Annotated in this window: 12 protein-coding genes; 6 read left to right on the top strand and 6 right to left on the bottom strand. The window is 70.8% G+C overall.

All coding sequences use genetic code 11. From position 1 onward, the window contains the following. Positions 1-7 precede the first annotated feature (7 nt). The 3 genes from OG607_RS36020 to OG607_RS36010 all read right to left on the bottom strand — a co-directional run bounded on the left by OG607_RS36020 (position 8) and on the right by OG607_RS36010 (position 5673). Positions 8-1588: a glycosyl hydrolase 53 family protein gene (locus tag OG607_RS36020; RefSeq protein WP_405732631.1), complete on the bottom strand. Its 1581-nt coding sequence runs from the start codon at positions 1586-1588 to the stop codon at positions 8-10. A 221-nt stretch (positions 1589-1809) separates the two neighbouring features. Then, positions 1810-3393 carry an arabinogalactan endo-beta-1,4-galactanase gene (locus OG607_RS36015; RefSeq protein ID WP_405732628.1) on the bottom strand — a complete coding sequence of 528 codons (1584 nt, stop codon included), beginning with the start codon at positions 3391-3393 and terminating at the stop codon, positions 1810-1812. 270 nt (positions 3394-3663) lie between these two features. Then, entirely contained in the window at positions 3664-5673 is a 2010-nt protein-coding gene (locus OG607_RS36010; protein WP_405732625.1) for a beta-galactosidase, read from the bottom strand. A 176-nt stretch (positions 5674-5849) separates the two neighbouring features. On the opposite strand from OG607_RS36010, the gene OG607_RS36005 reads away from it, so the two are divergent. The 6 genes from OG607_RS36005 (at position 5850) to OG607_RS35980 (ending at position 12041) form a co-directional block, all read left to right on the top strand. After that, positions 5850-7151: an ABC transporter substrate-binding protein gene (locus OG607_RS36005; protein WP_405732622.1), complete on the top strand. Its 1302-nt coding sequence runs from the start codon at positions 5850-5852 to the stop codon at positions 7149-7151. Positions 7152-7362: 211 nt separating this feature from the next. Further along, positions 7363-8301 (top strand): carbohydrate ABC transporter permease, encoded by a 939-nt coding sequence (locus OG607_RS36000; RefSeq protein WP_405732619.1) that lies wholly within the window; start codon positions 7363-7365, stop codon positions 8299-8301. Next, entirely contained in the window at positions 8301-9197 is an 897-nt protein-coding gene (locus OG607_RS35995) for a carbohydrate ABC transporter permease (RefSeq protein WP_405732616.1), read from the top strand. Before OG607_RS36000 ends, OG607_RS35995 begins: the two co-directional genes overlap by 1 nt. A 29-nt stretch (positions 9198-9226) precedes the next feature. Further along, positions 9227-10249, top strand: coding sequence for a LacI family DNA-binding transcriptional regulator (locus OG607_RS35990; protein WP_405732613.1), 1023 nt, complete (start codon positions 9227-9229; stop codon positions 10247-10249). 183 nt (positions 10250-10432) lie between these two features. Beyond that, on the top strand, positions 10433-10768 hold the full coding sequence (locus OG607_RS35985) for a helix-turn-helix domain-containing protein (RefSeq protein ID WP_405732610.1): 336 nt from the start codon (positions 10433-10435) through the stop codon (positions 10766-10768). Between the two features lie 226 nt (positions 10769-10994). Further along, entirely contained in the window at positions 10995-12041 is a 1047-nt protein-coding gene (locus tag OG607_RS35980; RefSeq protein WP_405732607.1) for a S66 peptidase family protein, read from the top strand. 104 nt (positions 12042-12145) lie between these two features. Here OG607_RS35980 and OG607_RS35975 read toward each other — a convergent pair whose 3' ends face one another. From OG607_RS35975 to OG607_RS35965, 3 genes are read right to left on the bottom strand one after another with little or no spacing between them, the layout of a single operon-like run. Further along, positions 12146-15073 (bottom strand): glycoside hydrolase family 2 TIM barrel-domain containing protein, encoded by a 2928-nt coding sequence (locus OG607_RS35975; protein WP_405732604.1) that lies wholly within the window; start codon positions 15071-15073, stop codon positions 12146-12148. A 17-nt stretch (positions 15074-15090) separates the two neighbouring features. Continuing rightward, a complete protein-coding gene (locus OG607_RS35970) occupies positions 15091-15816 on the bottom strand; it encodes an endonuclease/exonuclease/phosphatase family protein (protein WP_405732601.1) in 726 nt (241 codons plus the stop codon). Beyond that, the gene (locus tag OG607_RS35965) at positions 15807-18938 is read right to left on the bottom strand and encodes an alpha-mannosidase (protein ID WP_405732598.1); all 3132 of its coding nucleotides are present in this window, start codon (positions 18936-18938) and stop codon (positions 15807-15809) included. Before OG607_RS35965 ends, OG607_RS35970 begins: the two co-directional genes overlap by 10 nt. Positions 18939-18945: the final 7 nt, after the last annotated feature.

Raw genomic sequence — 18945 nt, 5'->3', positions numbered from 1 at the left:
GCGGTCGCTAGCGGTGGCTGAACCACCGCATCGCGGGCAGCGCCTTGTTGTCGTAGTCGAACAGCGCCTGGTTCTCCCAGGCGTTGCCGGACGACGCGTCGGCCGGGTCCCAGCCGTTGCCCGTCACGGCGGTCCACGCGGGCTCCCAGTAGAAGATGCCCAGGCCACGGCCGTTGGGGACGGCCTCGACGACGTTCATGATGTCGCGGAGGTTGGCCGCCTGACCGGCGGGGGTCGCGGGGTAGCCGGAGACCAGCTCGGTGGCCGTGTCGATGATGTTCTCCAGGGCGTCGTCGGTGCCGAGGGTGAAGGCGTAGGCGGTCTCGGCGACGAAGACGGGCTTGTCGTAGCGGGCCACCATGTCGTCCAGGGTGGTCTGGAGGTCGTTGAGGAAGCCGTGCCAGTAGCCGTAGTACGACAGGCCGATCACGTCGAAGGGCACGCCGTACGAGACGACGTTGTCGAAGAACCAGCGGGCGCCGCCGTCGTCCCCGGCGTTGGCGAGGTGGAGGGCGACCTGGGTGGACCGGCTCACCGCCTTGGCGGCCTCGGCGCCGGAGGTGAGGAGCGCGGCCAGGCCCGGCCAGTTGTCCCAGCGGCCGTCTGGCCACAGCAGGCCGCCGTTGATCTCGTTGCCGATCTGGACCATGTCGGCCTTGGTGCCCTGGCGCTTCAGCGCGCTCAGCACGTCGTACGTGTGGTTGTAGACGTCGGCCTTGAGCTGGGCGAAGGTGTCGTCGGCCCAGGCTGCGGGCTTGTTCTGCTTGCCCGGGTCGGCCCACGCGTCGGAGTAGTGGAAGTCGACGAGCAGCTTCATGCCCTGGGCCTTGATGCGCCTGGCCATGGACAGGATGTGGGCCTTGTCGTTGTAGCCGTCGGCGGGGTCGACCCAGACCTTGAGGCGGGCGTAGTTCATCCCGGCGGAGGCGAGGATCTGCACGGCGTCGCCGCGTCGGCCGTCGCTGTAGCGGTAGACGCCGCCGAGGGCCTCGCTCTTGGCGAGGGAGGAGATGTCGCCGCCCTTGATGGTGAGGCCGGTGGTGCCGGGGGTGAGGGTCACGTCGTCGACGTTGATCCAGTTCCCGGCGTTGGCGTCCGAGACGACGCTGACCGTGAGCCGGTGGTGGGTCACCCGTACGGAGGTGACGAGCCGCACCCAGCCGCCGTTGGAGGTGGGCGGCAGGTCGGTGCGCTGCTCGGCATGCGCCCGGGTGTTCAGGGCGAGGTAGGCCGCGTTCTGGCCACCGGAGGAGCGGACCCAGGCGGTCAGGGTGTAGTGGCCGTTGGCCAGGCCGGTGACCTCCTGGTAGGTCTCCGTCTTGTACGCGGCCGCCGACCAGTGGGACAGGCGGTACGAGCCGGAGTGGCCGCCGGCCTCGGTGTACGAGGCGTTGTCCTGGCCCGGGGCGTTGCGGGTGGTCCACCCGGCGGGGGTGGCCGTGCCGGTGCCGTCGGCTTCGAAGTCACCGTTGACGAGGGTCGCCCCGGCAGCGTCGGCCGCGTACGCGGTGCCGATGCCGCCGGAGGCGGCGAAGGTCAGCGGGATGGCCGCGCCTGCGGCCAGGAGGGTGCGTCTGGAAGGGAGCATGGGGTGTCCGTTCGAGGCGTGGGCGGTAAGTGGGTGGCGTGCGTGGACGACCTGCGGTCCGTGGCCGGGTTGGGCCGGCCCGCTCCGCCTCAGGCGAGCGGCCTACCCCCAACCCGGGGTAGTTCAGGGGCGCGTGGGGGTCCCCCCGGCCGGAGGCTGGGGGAGAACGGAGCGATCGGCCGGCCACAACCCGCAGGCAGTGACCGGCCTCGCGCAACGCGCTAGCGGTGGCTGAACCAGCTCATCGCGGAGGTCGCCTTGTCGCTGTAGTCGAACAGCGCCTGGTTCTCCCAGCCGTTGCCGGACGTGGCGTCGGTGGGGTCCCAGCCGTTGCCGGTGACCGCGCTCCACGTGGCTTCCCAGTAGAAGACGCCGAGGCCACGGCCGTTGGGGACGGCCTCGACGATGTTCATCACGTCACGGAACCAGGCGGCCTGGCCGGCCTGCGTTGCCGGGTAGCCGGTGACCAGTTCGGCGCTCGTGTCGATGATGTTGGTGAAGGAGTCCTCGCTGTCGAGACGGAAGGGGTAGGCCGTCTCGGCGATGAAGACGGGCTTGCTGTACCGCGAGGCGACGTCGTCCAGGGTCGTCTGGGCGGAGGCGAGCGAGCCGTGCCAGTAGCCGTAGTACGACAGGCCGATCACGTCGTAGTTGACGCCGTTGGAGGCGGCGTTGTCGAACCACGTACGCACGGCCGAGTCGTCGCCGGCGTTGGCCAGGTGCAGGGCGACCAGGGTGCTGGAGGAGACCGCCTTGGTGGCGCTGTAGCCGGAGTTGAGGAGCCCGGCGAGCTGGGACCAGTTGGAGGTCGAGCCCTCGGAGAAGAGCATGCCGGCATTGATCTCGTTGCCGATCTGGACCATGTCGGCGGTCGTGCCCTGGGCCTTGAGGGCGTTGAGGACGTCGTATGTGTGGTTGTAGACGTCGGTCTTGAGCTGGCTGTAGGTGTGACCGGACCAGGCGGCGGGCTTGGCCTGGGCGCCGGGGTCGGCCCAGGTGTCGCTGTAGTGGAAGTCCACGAGCAGCTTCATGCCCTGGGCCTTGATGCGGGTGGCCATCGCCAGGACGCGGGCCTTGTTGTTGTAGCCGTCGGCCGGGTTGACCCAGACCTTGAGGCGGGCGTAGTTCATGCCCGCGGACTTCAGGATCGCGAGGGCGTCGCCGGTCGTGCCGGAGGTGGTCTTGTAGACGCCGCCCTTGGCCTCGCTCTTGGCGAGGGAGGAGATGTCGGCGCCCTTGATCGACAGCCCGGTGGAGCCGGAGGCGAAGGTGAGGTCGTCGACGTTGATCCAGTTGCCCGCGTTGGCATCGGAGTTGATGCTGATCGTGCACTGGTTGTTGGTCACGGCGATCGAGGTGACGATCCGGACCCAGGAGCTGGAGCTGACGGGGAGGTCCGTGCGCTGGTCGGTGCTGCCACAGTTCTTCAGCGCGATGTACGCGGAGTTCTGGCCGCCGCCGGAGCGGACCCAGGCGGTGAGGGTGTAGTTGCCGTTGGTCAGGCCCGACAGGTACTGGTACGTCTCGACCTTGTAGGCCGAGGACGAGTAGTGGGTGAGCCGGTACGAGCCGGCGTGGCCACCGGCCTCGGTGTACGAGGCGCTGTTCTGGCCGGCCGCGGAGTAGGTGGACCAGCCGGTGGGGGTGGCGGTGCCGGCGCCGTCGGACTCGAAGCCGCCGTTGGTGAGCGTGCTTGCGGCGGCCGCGGGCGGTGCCTGTATGAGGGCCAGCCCGATGGCCGCGACCACCGGCAGCGCCAGGGCACGGGCAAGGGCCCGGGTGAAGGTGGGTCTGAGACGGAACATCGTTGTCCCTTCGATGGTGCCATTTCGATGAAGCCATGGAGTAGAGCGGGGCGGCGCCGCCCCTCAGCTGCGCGCCGCCCCTTTGCCGGCCGGGGCCAAGTGTCCCCAGGGCGCCCGGCCGGAGTCTGTGCGGGCTGCTACTGCGGTGACCGCGAACGTTCGCCGGGTTGCGCAGCCGCCGGCTGCGCTTTGTCCTCAATCGCCGGACGGGCTGAGTTCAGCCCGTCCGGCGATTGAGGACGGACCCGGTGCACCATTCCGGTCACCGCACTAGCTGTCCGTGCCAACGACACGCACCGCGCCCGGCGGCACGGCGAGGACCCCGGCGAAGCGCTCGCCGGTGATCAGCTCTGTGCCGGAGGCGCCGACCGGGACCTTGGCCTCGGTGCCGGTGTGGTTGATGACGAAGACGTAGGAGCCGTGCTCGCCGGTCCGCCGGACGACCTCCACGTCGCGCGGCAGGTCGTCGCGCGGGGCGATCCCGGCGTCGCCGGCCGCGGCGGCGATGACCGCGTCCAGCTCCGCCGCGCCGAGCCGGGTCGACACGTACCAGGCCGTGCCCTGCCCCAGCTCGTGCCGGGTGACGGCGGGGCGGCCGGCGGCGGGGCCGTCGGCGTACGTCCACACCGGCTCGGCGCCGTTCAGCTCGACGAACTCCGCCCACAGGTCCCCGGCCAGCTCGGAGCCGTCGGCGGCCTCGATACGGACCCGCTCGCCGTCGAGCAGGGGGGCGAACTCCTCGACGGTGAGGCCGAGTACGTCGCGCAGAGCGCCCGGGACGGGGCCCGGGTGGACGGTGTCGTGCTCGTCGACGATGCCGGAGAAGTACGAGACGACCAGCGTGCCGCCGCCTTCGACGTACGAGCGCAGGTTGCGGCCCGCCGCCTCGGTGGCCAGGTACAGCGCCGGGACGACGACCAGCGGATAGGCCGACAGGTCGGCTTCCGGGTGGGCGAAGTCGACGGTCAGGTGCCGGTCGTACAGGGTCTCGTAGAAGCTGTCGGCGCGCTCGCGGGCGTCGTTGTCCTGGCTGGGCCGCCATTCGAGCTTCTGGGCCCACCAGGACTGCCAGTCCCACAGGACGGCGGCGTCGGCGACGGTCCGGCTGCCGGCGATCTCGGTGAGGGCGCCGATGTCGGCGCCGAGCCGGACGACCTCACGCCAGACGCGGCTGTCGGTGCCGGCGTGCGGGAGCATCGCGGAGTGGAACTTCTCGGCGCCGTAGCGGGACTGCCGCCACTGGAAGAACATCGCGCCGTCGCTGCCCCGGGCGACGTGGCCGAGGCTGTTGCGGGCCATCTCGCCGGGGCGCTTGACGGGGTTGCGGCGCTGCCAGTTGATGCCGCTGGGTGAGTGTTCGAGGAGGAGCCAGGGGTCGCCGCCGGCGACGGAGCGGGTGAGGTCGGCGGCCATGGCGAGGTTGACGTGGGTGCGGCGGCCGTCGGTGATCAGGTAGTGGTCGTTGGTGACCACGTCGACCGCCTTGCCCCAGGCCCAGTAGTCCATGGAGTCGCACTGGCTGAGCGCGGTCATGAAGTTGGTGGTGACCGGGATGCCGGGGGCGAGCCTGTGAAGTATGTCACGTTCTGCTATGAAATTTCCCCGGATCGTCTCGTCCGTGAAGCGTGTGAAGTCCAGCTGCTGCGCCGGGTTGGCGACGGTCGGGGTGATCCGGGGGGCGTCGATGTGCGCCCAGTCGGTGTAGCGCTGGCCCCAGAAGGCGGTGCCCCAGGCTTCGTTGAGGGCGCCCAGGGTCCCATAACGAATCTGCAACCACTGGCGGAATTCAGCCACCGACGCATCGCAGTAACAGGCCGAGACAGGGACGCCGTACTCGTTGTGCACGTGCCACAGCGCGACCGCCGGGTGGCTCCCGTAGCGCCGCGCGAGCTGCTCGGTGATACCGGCCGCGGCCCGCCGGTACGCGGCCGAGCTGTGGCAGATCGCACCGCGCGACCCGAACCCGTAGCGGACCCCCTCACGGGAGACCGGCAGGGCCTCGGGGTGGGCCGCGTAGAACCAGGCGGGCGGCACGACGGTGGGGGTGCCGAGGTCGACGCGGATGCCGTTGACGTGCAGCAATTCGATGACGCGGTCGAGCCAGCCGAAGTCGTACACACCCGGCTCGGGCTCCAGCAGGGCCCAGGAGAAGATCCCGACGCTGACCACCGTGACGCCGGCCTCACGCATGAGCCGCACGTCCTCCTGCCAGACCTCCTCGGGCCACTGCTCGGGGTTGTAGTCGCCGCCGTAGGCGAGGCGACCGACGCGAGACAGCATGGGAACTCCTGGATGATGTTGGGAACGTGCACAGTCGCGTGATCGGCGACTCGGCCTAGATAACCGCATGGCAACAAGCATTGACAAGTGTCCGGAAAGTTTCTCTACTGTGAACGCTCACAGTGCATGGATGGCAGCCGCACCGACGCGGCCGCCCTTGTCAGGGAAGCGAGCCCATGCGTAACTCACTCATCGCCAAGGCCACGGTCGCCGTTCTCGGCGCGGCCCTCCTCGCGGGTTGCAGCAGCAGCTCGGACAGCACCCCGAAGGCCGAGGACACCGGTCCGGTCAGCCTTACGTACTGGGCCTGGGCGCCCGGCCTCGACAAGGTCGTCGACATCTGGAACAAGAAGAACCCGAACATCAAGGTCACGGTGAAGAAGCAGGCGTCCGGCGACGACCTGGTCACCAAGATCATCACCGCGTCCAAGGCCCACAAGGCCCCCGACCTGGTGCAGGCCGAGTTCCAGGTGCTGCCCACCCTGGTCAGCAATGACGTCCTCGCCGACATAAGCTCCGAGGCCGGCAGCGCGAAGTCCGAGTTCGCGGCCGGCGTGTGGCAGCAGGTCACCCTCGGCTCCGACGCGCTCTACGCGATCCCGCAGGACACCGGCCCGCTGATGTTCTACTACCGCCAGGACCTGTTCAAGAAGTACGGCCTGAGCGTCCCCAAGACGTGGGACGACTTCGCCGCCACCGCCCGCGCCCTGAAGAAGAAGGACAGCAAGAAGTCCCTCACCACCTTCTCCAGCGGCGACCCCGGCCTCTTCGCGGGCCTGGCCCAGCAGGCCGGCGCCAAGTGGTGGACCACCAGCGGCGACAAGTGGAACGTCGGCATCGACGACGCCGCCTCCAAGAAGGTCGCCGACTTCTGGGGCGGCCTGGTCAAGGAGGGCGCCATCGACAACCAGCCGATGTACACCCCCGCCTGGAACAAGGCCCTCAACACCGGCACCCAGATCGCCTGGGTCAGCGCCGTCTGGGCCCCCGGTGTCCTGACCACCGCCGCCCCCGACACCAAGGGCAAGTGGGCCATGGCCCCGCTCCCCCAGTGGTCGGCCGGCGAGAACAAGACCGGCAGTTGGGGTGGCTCCACGACGGGCATCACCACCGACTCCAAGCACAAGGCCGCGGCCGCGAAGTTCGCCACCTGGCTGAACACCGACCCGGAGGCCGTCGCCGCCCTGGTGAAGAACGGCGGCATCTACCCGGCCGCCACCACCGCCCAGACGGGCAGCGCGCTGTCCACGGCGCCGGAGTTCTTCTCCAACCAGCCGACCTTCTACACGGACGCCGCCGCCATCGCCAAGACCACGGCGGCCGGTGCGTGGGGCCCGAACGTGAATGTCGCGTACAGCGCCTTCAAGGACGCCTTCGGCAAGGCCGCGCAGAACAAGACCGACTTCACGTCGGCCCTGGACTCGATGGACTCGACCACCGTCGCAGACCTGAAGAAGCAGGGCTTCACCGTCGGCTAGGGTCTCTCCCCCACCCCGCCCCTTCCCGAAACCGGGCTCCGCCCGGACCCGCTGGGGCTCTCCCCCAGAGCTTCGCCTGGGAGGTACCCCCACCCCAGACCCCGGTCCTCAATCGCCGGACGGGCTGATAATCAGCCCGTCCGGCGATTGAGGACACGCCCGCAGGGCGTTCAGGACCCGCACCCGACAACGAAACCGAAACGAGTCACCCATGGCAACGGCGACCGTCCGCCCCCGTAAGCGTGGCCGCCCCTCCGGGCCGCGCGTAGCGCCATACGGCTTCCTCGCCCCCGCCGGCATCCTCTTCGCGCTGATCTTCGCCCTCCCGATCGGCTACGCGGTCTATCTCAGCCTGCGCAAGGTGGAGATCAAGGGCCTGGGCCTGGGCAAGAACGCTCGGCACGAGGTCTGGGCCGGGCTGTCCAACTACACGGGCGTCCTCAGCGACCACGAGCTGTTCGCAGGAGCGCTCCGCATCCTCGGCTACGGCGCCATCGTCGTACCGACCATGCTGGGCCTCGCTCTGCTCTTCGCCCTCATGCTGGACAGCAAGAACACCCGGGCCGGCGGCTTCTCCCGCCTCGCGATCTTCCTGCCGTACGCCGTGCCGGGCGTCGTGGCGGCGCTGCTCTGGGGCTTCCTCTACCTCCCGACCGTCAGCCCGTTCACGTACCTGCTCGACAAGATGGGCCTGCCGGAGCCGGACCTGTTCTCCAGCGGGCTGCTGTTCGGCTCGCTCGCGAACATCGCGGTGTGGGGCGGCACCGGCTTCAACATGATCGTGATCTACACCTCGCTGCGGGCGATCTCCCCCGACATCTACGAGGCGGCCCGCATCGACGGTGCCTCAGAGCTCCAGATCGCGCTCCGCATCAAGATCCCGACCGTGGCCCCCGCCCTCGTCCTGACCTTCTTCTTCTCCGTCATCGCGACCTTCCAGGTCTTCAGCGAGCCGACCACTCTCAAGCCGCTGACCAACGCCATCTCCACGACCTGGAGCCCGCTGATGAAGGTCTACCAGGACGCCTTCGTCCGGGGTGACATCTACTCGGCCGCCGCGACCTCGGTCGTCATAGCCGTCGTCACCCTCGTCCTGTCCTTCGGCTTCCTCAAGGCCGCCAACTCCCGCACCGACCAGGGAGCCTCCTGATGAGCGCCACCGCAGTCGCCCGCCCCGAGGTGCGTACGGCCTCCGACACCGCCCCCCGCCGGGGCCTGCGCCGCCTCGGGCTGATACCGACCGTCGTGCTGCTGCTCGGCGCGGCGTACTGCCTGCTGCCGGTGGCGTGGGTGCTGGTGGCGTCGACCAAGAGCAGCAGCGAGCTGTTCTCGACGTTCACCTTCCTCCCCGGCAGCGGGCTCGCGGACAACGTCAAGGAGCTGTCGGCGTACCGGGACGGCGTCTACTGGCAGTGGATGCTGAACTCCCTCTTCTACGCGGGCCTGGGCGCCCTGCTCTCCACCGCGGTCTCCGCGCTGAGCGGCTACGCGCTCGCCAAGTACCGCTTCCGGGGCCGCGAGACGATCTTCAACGTGCTGCTCACCGGCGTGCTGATGCCCCCGGTCATCCTGGCCATCCCGCAGTACCTGCTGATGGCCAAGGCCGACCTGGCCGACAGCTACCTGTCCGTGCTGCTGCCGAGCATCCTGTCCCCGTACGGGATCTATCTGGCCCGGATCTACGCGGCCGCCGCCATCCCCGACGACGTCGTGGAGGCCGCCCGGATGGACGGGGCCCGGGAGTGGGGGATCTTCTCGCGGATCGGGCTGCCGATGATGATCCCGGGGCTGGTGACGGTCTTCCTGTTCCAGTTCGTGGCCATCTGGAACAACTTCCTTCTGCCCTTCATCATGCTGGGCGACGACGAGAAGTTCCCGGTCACGCTGGGCCTGTACACGCTGCTCCAGCAGGGTGCGTCCGCCCCCGCCCTCTACACACTGGTCATCACAGGGGCGATGCTGGCGATCGTGCCGTTGATCGCGCTGTTCCTGGTCATTCAGCGGTTCTGGAGCCTGGATCTGCTCTCCGGAGCCGTAAAGTCCTGAAGCAAGACAGCCCTGAGAGAAAGCGCCGTATGCCTCGCACAGAACGACGTCGCCCGCCCACGATCCACGACGTGGCACGCGAGGCGGGTGTATCCCGCGGCACCGTCTCCCGCGTGCTCAACGGCGGGCACAACGTCAGCCCGGCGGCGCTCGACGCGGTCAACGCCGCGATCCGCAAGACCGGGTACGTCGTCAACCGGCATGCCCGCAGCCTGATCACCGGCCGCTCCGACTCGGTGGGTTTCCTGCTCACCGAGCCGCAGGAGCGCTTCTTCGAGGACCCGAACTTCAACGTCCTGCTGCGCGGCTGCACCCAGGCCCTGGCCGCCCACGACATCCCCCTCCTGCTGATGATCGCCGGCAACGAGGCCGAGCGGCGGCGGATAAGCCGCTACATCACCGGCGGCCACGTCGACGGCGTCCTCCTGGTCTCCAGCCACTCCGGCAACCCGATGGCCGAGCGGCTGGAGAAGGCCGGTGTGCCGGTCGTGGCCTGCGGCGAGCCGCTCGGGCAGAGCCGCGCCATCGCCTACGTGGCCGTCGACGAGCGCGGCGGCGCCCACCAGATGGTCCGCCACCTCACCGCCGCCGGCCGCCGCCGCATCGCCATGATCACCGGCCCCCTCGACACCCCCGGCGGCGTCCAGCGCCTCGCCGGCTACCGCGAGGAGCTGACCGCCGCCGGCCTCGAAGCCGACGACCGCCTCATCGCCGAGGGCGACTACAGCCGCGCCAGCGGCGAGGCCTCGATGGCCGCGCTCCTCGCCCGTGCCCCCGACCTGGACGCGGTCTTCGTCGCCTCCGACCTCATGGCCCAGGGCGCCCTCGCGGCACTTGAGGTCGCGGGCCGCCGCGTCCCGGAGGACGTCGCGGTCGGCGGCTTCGACGACTCGCCCGCGGCTCTGGGCACCCGGCCGCCGCTCACGACGATCCGTCAGCCCTTTGACCGCATCAGCAGCGAGATGGTGCGGGTGCTGCTGGCCCGCATCGCCGGTGAGGAGGCGTCTGCGGTCATCCTGCCGACGGAGCTGGTGCGGCGCGCGTCCGCGTAGCGGAGCAGCACGCGTCCCCACCCCCAACCGCACCGCCATCCTGCTGACCGTCTTCCGGAAGACGAGGATGCGGGAGGAGGCCGAGGTCAGGCGCGCCAAGCTGGCCCAGAAGATCTGCGAAGCCGAACACGGCCCGGCACACGTGGAGTTCGTCCGCATCATCGAGGAAAGCGAGGCCGAGCGATGAGCCACAGCCGCTGGAAGACCCTGCGCGAGCGGAAGCTGACCGAGGGCTTCACCGAGCCCGAAGACGTCGCGGAGGCCCGTCACGAGATCCGACTGTCCATGGCCCTCGCGAAAGCCGTGTACGAGCGCCGTACCGAGCTCGCGCTGACCCAGAGCGAGCTGGCTGCCCGTGCCGGGCTGACCCAGGCGAAGATCTCGCGCATCGAAGGCTCCGGCACCGTCCCCACCCTGCCTCTCCTCGCCAAACTGGCCAAGGCGTTGGACGCCTCGCTCAACATCGCCCTCGACGATGACGACACACGCGTGACCTTCACCCCGCACCGGACTGACTAGGCCGTTTCTGATGGGTCTCCGTGGGTGAAGGAGCGGGGTCTGGTGCCTGTGATCGCAAGGCGCCGGAGCGCCCACAGGGTGGTTTCCTGTGGGCGCTCCGGCAACGCCGCGAGCGCTGGTGCCAGGGCACGCGACGCCACGGAGATCCATCAGAAGCGGCCTAGGCCTGAGTTCCTGGCAGAAACCCGGTGGTCGGGCCGGTGACCGGGTCCGTAGCATCCGGCGCATGACAAAGCCCGAGTATCCCGCCAAGCCCCGTCCCGGTGACCGCGTCGCGGTCCTGTCGCCGGGGGCCGGGCTGCCCGCCTTGTTCCCGCAGCCGTTCGAGACCGGGCTGCGGCGTCTGACGGAGGATTTCGGGCTCGTGCCGGTGGAGTACGCGACGACCCGGCGGATGGGTGCGAGCCCGCAGGAGCGGGCGGCCGACATTAACGCGGCGTTCGCGGATCCGGCGATCAGGGCGGTGTTCACGAGTATCGGCGGGGATGACCAGATCACCGTGCTGCGGCATCTGGACCGGGAGCTGATCCGGGCGAACCCGAAGCCGTTCTTCGGGTGGAGCGACAACACCAACGTCCTTGCGCACCTGTGGAATTCGGGGATCGTGGGTTACTACGGCGGCGCGGTGATGGCGGAGTTCGGGCGGCCCGGCGCGATGCACCCGCTGACCCGGAGTTCGCTGCGCGCGGCGGTGTTCGGTTCGGGCGAGGAGTACGAGCTGACCTCGCCCGGCGAGACCCGGTACGTCTCCGGGCGGTGGGAGGACCCCGCCACGTTCGAGTCGGAACCCGCGATGGAGCAGGCCGGGGGCTGGATCTGGCACAACGCCGACCGGGTGGTGGAGGGCGTGAGCTGGGGCGGCTGTCTGGAGATCGTCGGCTGGCTGATGATGGCCGACCGCGAGATCCTTCCGGCGCGGGAGTACGAGGGCTGCGTGCTCTTCCTGGAGACCTCCGAGGAGATGCCCAGCGGCGAGGAGGTCTACCGCACCCTGCGCAACATGGGCGAGCGCGGGCTGCTCGCCCGGTTCCCGGCGCTCCTGATGGGCCGGCCCCAGACCTGGTCCTTCGAGGCCCCGCTGGCCGCCGCCGAGCGGGAGCGCTACGCCGCCGGGCAGCACCAGGCGGTCCTGCGCGCGCTCGCCGAGTACGCGCCCGACACGCTCGCCGTCCTCGACGTGGACCTCGGCCACACCGACCCCCGCGTCGTCATGCCGTACGGCGGCCGGGTCCGGATCGACGGTCCGGAACAGCGGATCTTCGTGACGTACTGACGACGGACGGAGTCCGGCGACAGCCGCCCCGAAGTGGGGGTACCCCCTGCACGAAGTGCTTGGGGGAGAAGCGCCCGCGAGGGCGGCGTGGAGGATTGGACCGGTCAGCGCAGGGTCCACGACCAGCGGTAGGTACCCGGCCCGACCAGATACGCGGGCAGGGTGTCGGGGCCGCAGGAGGCGGTGCCGAGGCCTCGGTGGGCGGCGTCGAGGTGGAGGACGCAGCCGGGGCGGGGGGTGAGGGCGTCGTGGTGGGTGGCGGCGGCGAGGTCGGTGGCGCGGTGGCGGGTGACGCTGACCTGGCGGGGGGCGTCGAGGTGGACGGCGAGGGAGCCGGCCGGGCCGGTGAGGGTGAGGTGGTGGACGCCGTGGCGGCCGCCGCTCTCCTGGGGGCGCAGGTAGGGGGTGAACAGGTCGTCCACCGGCGCGCGGTGGTGGCCCACGGGGTCGGAGGCGCGGCGGTCGGGGTAGGTCTCGCCGGGGCCCTGGCCGTACCAGTCGAGGGTGTCGAGGCCGGGGACGGTCTCCAGGACGGTGCCGACGCGGGGAAGGTCGCCGAGGGTGTCGGGGATCACCGCCGTCTCCTCGATGAGCAGGCCGTCCCGCAGCGGGGTGATGACCTGTTCGTGGCGGATGACGGCGCCCGCGCCGGTGACGTACACGGATCGGACGACCATGCCGGCGCCCTCCCGCTCGGCCGCGACCGGCTTGCGCTCCAGCACGTCCAGGCCCTGTTCCTGCCAGCGGGCCGCGATACCGCCCCAGCGGTCGTTGTCGGTGGGGGCACGCCAGAGGCTGAGGGTGGGCGGGGCGGCGAGGAGCGGGTGGACGAGGAGGCCGTCGGCATCCAGGGCCACCGGGCCTTCGCCCAGGCTCGCGCCGGAGCGGGTGAGCAGGTCGCGGCGGTCCTCGCGGAGCACGATCTGCGGGCTGCAGACGAGGGTGCCGGCCGGGGCCCAGGGCAGGTCGGTGGCGGTGGTGACGCGCAGGGTGAGGCGGAGTTCGCCGTGCGGGAGCAGGTTGCTGGGCAGGGCGATCGGCGCACCGGCGCCGGGGGCGAGCTGCGGGAGGCGGGCGGGGGCGGTCCAGACGCCGCCGTGGCATTCGACGGCGTGCCACTCGGCGGCGAGCCAGGACAGGTCGCGGAAGTGCTGACGGTTGTGGACCAGGACCTGGCCGTCGCCGGTGAGCTCCAGCCGTAGCGGGGCGGCGAGTTCGCGGTGCTCGGCCATGGCGGGCTTGGGGGTGCGGTCGGGGAAGACCAGGCCGTCGGCGCAGAAGTTGCCGTCGTTGGGGGTGTCGCCGAAGTCGCCGCCGTAGGCCCAGCGGTAGCCGGGGGCGGTGACGCCGTCGGCGTACGCGCCGTCGGGGGCGGCCGGTCCGGCGGGGCGGCCGTCGCCGGTCCGCTGCAGGATGCCGTGGTCCCAGAACTCCCAGATGAAGCCGCCCTGCAGACCCGGCGTCGACTCGATGGCCTGCCAGTACTCGGCCAGGGTGCCGTTGCTGTTGCCCATGGCGTGCGAGTACTCGCACAGGATCAGCGGCTTGGTGTGCCGGTGGGCCGTGATCTGCTCGATGGAGGCGTACATGGGGCAGACGATGTCGCTCGCGGTCTGCGGCGAGTCCCAGCGGCCGTCCTTGATGGCGCCCTCGTACTGGACGGGGCGGGTGGGGTCGTAGCGGCGCAGCCAGCCCGCGGCCGCGTCGTGGTTGGCGCCGTAGTCGCTCTCGTTGCCCAGCGACCAGATGATGACGCTGGGGTGGTTCTTGTCGCGCAGCGCCATGCGCGAGACCCGGTCGGTGAACGCGGCGAGATAGCGGGGGTCGTCGGCGATCTCGTGGGCGTGGTCATGGGTCTCGATGTCGGCCTCGTCGACCACGTAGAAGCCGAGTTCGTCGGCGAGGTCGAGGAGGGCGGGGTCGGGCGGGTAGTGCGAGGTGCGGATGGCGTTGAAGTTGTGCGCCTTGAGCAGGTGCAGGTCGGCGCGCATGTCGTCGGGGGTGACGACACGGCCGGTGAGGGGGTGGAAGTCGTGCCGGTTTACGCCCCGGATGTAGACGCGTACGCCGTTGAGGAGGAGGTCGGCCCCGGCGATCTCGACCGTACGGAAGCCGATGCGCTGCCGCGACTCGTCGGCGATCGTCCCGTCGGGGTGGTGCAGCCGGACGGTGAGGTCGTGGAGGTGCGGGGTCTCGGCCGTCCAGGGGCGTATGCCGGGTATGCAGGCGGTCAGGCGGGCCTCGCCGAGGAAGTCCGAGATCCGGTCCGGGTCGGCCGGGTCGCCGAGGGCGGCGGCCAGTTCGGCGAAGCCGTCGGCGGTGTGCAGCATGCCGGAGACGGTCCAGCCGTCCGGGAGTACGCGCTCGGTGGTGCGGATCTGGAGAAACACCTCGAGGCTGCCCTCGGCGGTCGCCGTGACCTTCACATCGGCCAGGTGCAGCGGGTCGGTCGCGTAGAGGAAGACCGGGCGGGTGATGCCGCCGTGCCACCACTGGTCCTGGTCCTCCAGGTAGGTGGCGTCGGACCATTTGACGACGGTGAGGCGTACGGTGTTGCGCTCGCCGGGGCGGGAGGCGGCCGTGATGTCGAACTCGCCCGCCAGGTGGGAGTCCTTGCCGTGGCCGACGGGGGTGCCGTTGACCTCGGCGATGACGACGCTCTCGGCGGCGCCGATGTGCAGCACGATGCGGCGGCCCGCCCACTCCCCCGGGATGTCGAAGTCCCGCTCGTGCACGCCGGTGGGATTGGCGGCGGGTACGTGCGGCGGAAGCTCGGGCCAGGGCATCTGGACGTTGGTGTACTGAGGGAGGTCGCCGACACCGTGGAGGTCGTCGAAGTCCTGCATGGTCCAGCAGCCGGGGACGTCGAGGTGCGTCCAGCGGTCGGCGAGCGGGGCCTGCGGCGTGGGGAGCAGCTGGAAGCGCCAACGGCCGTCGAGCGGGAGGCGGTCGGCGGACGGACGGACCACGGCGTGCATCGGCAGAGCACGCCAGCGGGTGGTTTCCGGGGAGTCCCAGGGGAGCGGCGACATGGGGTGGGGGTGTCCCTTCAGCGAAGGTCGGTCATGACACCGAAGTGGTCCGACGGCCAGACGCCGTCGTGGGGGTCGGCGAAGGCAAGCCTCGTGGAGCGCGGTGTGAGGCTTCCCTCGCGGACGAACAGGTAGTCGAGGCGCTGATCGGGTTCGTCCCATTCTCGGGCGTAGTCGTTGGCGCGGTCGAAGGTGTGGCCGTCGGTGCCGTCGCCCGCGTGGGCCCACGCATCGGTCCACCCGGTGGTGGTGAGCTGGGTGATCTCGGGGGCGCCGGGGCAGGCGTTGAAGTCCCCGGCGAGGACGGCGGTTCCCTCGGGTGCTTCCTTCTCGACGTGTTCCGTGATGAAACGCACCTGCTCCTGGCGGAGCTCGCTCTCGTTCGCCTTCCAGGCCAAGTGGGTTACGTAGACCGGTAGTTCGCCGCCCGGGGTGGCCAGGCGAGCGCAGAGCAGGGAGCGCGGTTCGGCGCGGTCGGCGCCGGGGAGCGGGAGGGTGTACTGGGCCACGACGGGGTGCCGGCTGAGCAGCGCGTTGCCCTGCCGGCCGGCCGCCGGGGCGTAGGCCACGTGGTAGCCGAGCCCGGCGGCCAGTTCGTGGGCCTGGCAGCCGTCCCGGTCCCGGATGACCTCCTGGAGAGCGAGGACATCCGGGGCCAGGTACCGGATACCGGCGCGGATCAGCTGGAGCCGGTCGGCCCAGGGGCCGCGCCGGCACCAGATGTTGAGCGTGGCTACGCGCACGGCGTGCCCGGCGTGAGCCGCAGGGTGAGGACCTGGAACGGCCGCAGGTTCACCGCGATGCCGCCGTCCGCGTCCGGCTCGATCGGCTGCTCGTCGGCCATCGGCCGCTCCAGCAGGTCGGTGACCTGGGCGTGCGCCACGGGGAAGCCGGGGCGCAGGGTCGTCGCGGCCCGGCCGCCCAGGGATTCGTAGAGCCGGACGATCACGTCGCCGGAGCGGTCGTCGGCCAGCTTGACCGCCTCGATGGCGGCGGCCTGGCCGTCGAGCGTCGCCAGCGGGGCGGTGGGCTCGGCGGCCGTGCCGTCCACGACCCGCAGCGGCAGGTTGAGCGCGTAGCCGCCCTCGACGGCGTCCGCGACGGACGCGCCCGGCAGCAGCGAGTACGTCATCCTGTGCTTGCCCTGGTCCGCGGCCGGGTCGGGGCAGCGGGGGGCCCGCACGAGGCTGAGGCGCAGGGTCGTCGTGGTGCCGCCGTCCTCCGGGCGGGCGGTGCGGCTCACGTCATGGCCGTACGTCGAGTCGTTGAGGACCGCCACCCCGTAGCCGGCCTCCGCCACGTGCACCCAGCGGTGGCAGAAGACCTCGAAGCGGGCCGCCTCCCAGCTGGTGTTGGTGTGCGTCGGGCGGAACACGTGGCCGAACTGGATCTCGGCGGCCGAGCGGTCGGCGTGCACGTCGAGCGGGAAGGCCGCTTTGAGGATCTTCTCCGTCTCGTGCCAGTCGATCTCGGTCTCGATGTCGATCCGGGGGCTTCCGGCTCGCAGCCTGATGATCTGCGTGATCGTGGACTCCCCGAAGGACCGCGTCACCCGGATCGCACCGAGCAGCGGGCCGCTCTCCGCGACGGTGATCGAGTCCACGGCGGTCAGGTCGGTGTACTGCCGCTTGTAGTGCCGGTCGATGTCCCAGGCGTCCCACTCGTTCGGCAGGTCCGTGTGCAGGCGCAGCAGGTTGCCGCGTTCGCCGGGGGCGAGGACCTCGCGGTCGGCCTCCAGGTCCCTTACGGAGGCGAAGAGGCCGTCGTCGTCCAGGGTGACGCGGACCAGGCCGTTGTCGAGGACGCGGTCGGTGACGGTGACTGGAAGCAGCGGCTGTGCGGTGATCAGGGGTGCGGCCCCTGACGCCGGGACGGTCGCGTAGACGGCGACGGAGCCGTTTGCCAGGGGCTGGCCCACGCCTCCGGGGCTCGCCAGCTCGGCCGGTACGGCGACGACCTCCGTGCGCGCACGGGGCCCCGCGTTGAGCACCCACGCCGTGGGCTGCGCCTCGGCCGTCCCGGACAGGACGCGTGCCGCGTCCCCGATGATGCCCTCCAGCTCTTCCTTCACCCGGGCGTACGTGGCCTCGGCCTCGCGGTGCACCCAGGCGATGGAACTGCCCGGCAGGATGTCGTGGAACTGGTGCAGCAGCACCGTCTTCCAGAGCCGGTCCAGGTCCTCGTACGGGTACGGGTGGCCCGCGCGGAGGGCGGCCGTGGCGGCCCAGAGCTCGGCCTCGCGCAGGAGGTGTTCGCTGCGGCGGTTGCCGGACTTGGTGCGGGCCTGGCTGGTGTAGGTGGCGCGGTGGAGCTCGAGGTAGAGCTCGCCCGTCCAGACGGGGGCGTCGGGGTATTCGGCCTGGGCGTCGCGGAAGAACAGGTTGGGGTCCTGGATGACGACCTTGGGCGAGCCCTCCAGGTCCCGCAGGCGGCGGGCCTTCTCCATCATCTCGCGGGTGGGGCCGCCGCCGCCGTCTCCGTGGCCGAACGGGACGAGAGAGCGCTGCCCGCCCCCCTTGTCCGCGTAGTTGCGGGCGGCGTGGGCCATCTCCTCACCGGAGAAGACCGCGTTGTAGGTGTCGACGGGCGGGAAGTGGGTGAAGACCCGGCTGCCGTCGATGCCCTCCCACCAGAAGGTGTGGTGGGGCATCTTGTTGGTCTGGTTCCAGGAGATCTTCTGGGTCAGGAACCAGTGCATGCCGGCGAGCTTGGCCAGCTGCGGGTACGCGCCGGTGTAACCGAAGGAGTCGGGCAGCCAGACGCCCTCGCATTCGACGCCGAACTCGTCGGCGAAGAAGCGCTTGCCGTGGACGAGCTGACGGGCCAGGGCCTCGCCGCCGGGCAGGTTGCCGTCGGCCTCGACCCACATGCCGCCGACGGGGACCCAGTTGCCGGCCTTGGCGGCCTCGCGCATCCGGGCGTAGACCTCGGGGTAGTGCTCCTTGGCCCAAGCGTACTGCTGGGCCTGGGAGCAGGCGAAGACGAAGTCGGGGTAGTCGGCGGCCAGGGCCGTGACGTTGGAGAAGGTGCGGGAGGTCTTGCGTACGGTCTCGCGCAGGGGCCAGAGCCAGGCGCTGTCGATGTGGGCGTGGCCCACGGAGGACAGGGTGTGGGCGCTGGCGTGGGCGGGCCGGGACAGGACGTCGGCCAGTTCGGCCCGCGCGGCCGCGGCGGTTCCCGCGACATCGGTGATGTCGAGGACGTCGAGCATCCGCTCCAGTGCGCGGAGCAGTTCGTGGCGGCGGGCGTCGGTCATGGCCAGCTCGCGCATCAGCTCGCCGGCGACCTCGATGTCCAGGACGAGGTGCCAGACGTTCTCGTCGAGGATCGCGAGGTCGGCGCGGCCGAAGGTGTAGATCGGCTCGGGCGGGGCGGTGAGCTTGTCGCCGAAGGGGGTGGGGAGGAAGCCCTTGGCGAGGATGTCGGGGTTGGCGGCTGCTTCGAGCAGGAACTCCACCCGCTCGCCGCCGTCCGCCGCCTTGGCGACCGGCACGTACTGGTTCTGCGGCTCGATGCCCTTCACCGGGTGCCCGGCGGCGTCGTAGACCAGGGCCTCGGCCTGGTTGCCCGGCCAGTCGCCGACGAAGCCGAGGTCGAAGACCGCCTCGACGCGCTTGCCGGCCCAGTCGGCGGGGACCTCGCCGACGGCGCGGAACCAGGTGGTGGACCAGGGCCGTCCCCAGCGCTCGCCGACGGAGAAGTCGCCGTAGTCGGCGGCCAGCGCCTCGGCCACCGGGACCGGCTCGTCGGGGACGTGCCAGGCGGTGAGGGTCAGCGGCACCGACGCGGCGTACACCGCGGGGCGGATCCGCTGCTCCAGTGCTCGTTCGAGGCGGGCTTCCACCTGCTTGCGGTCGTCATGCATGGCTAGT

The organism is Streptomyces sp. NBC_01537 (genome assembly GCF_045040445.1).
Classification (GTDB): domain Bacteria; phylum Actinomycetota; class Actinomycetes; order Streptomycetales; family Streptomycetaceae; genus Actinacidiphila.
The sequence above is the reverse complement of the archived record's forward strand: the minus strand, read 5'-3'. Positions and strand labels throughout refer to the sequence as shown.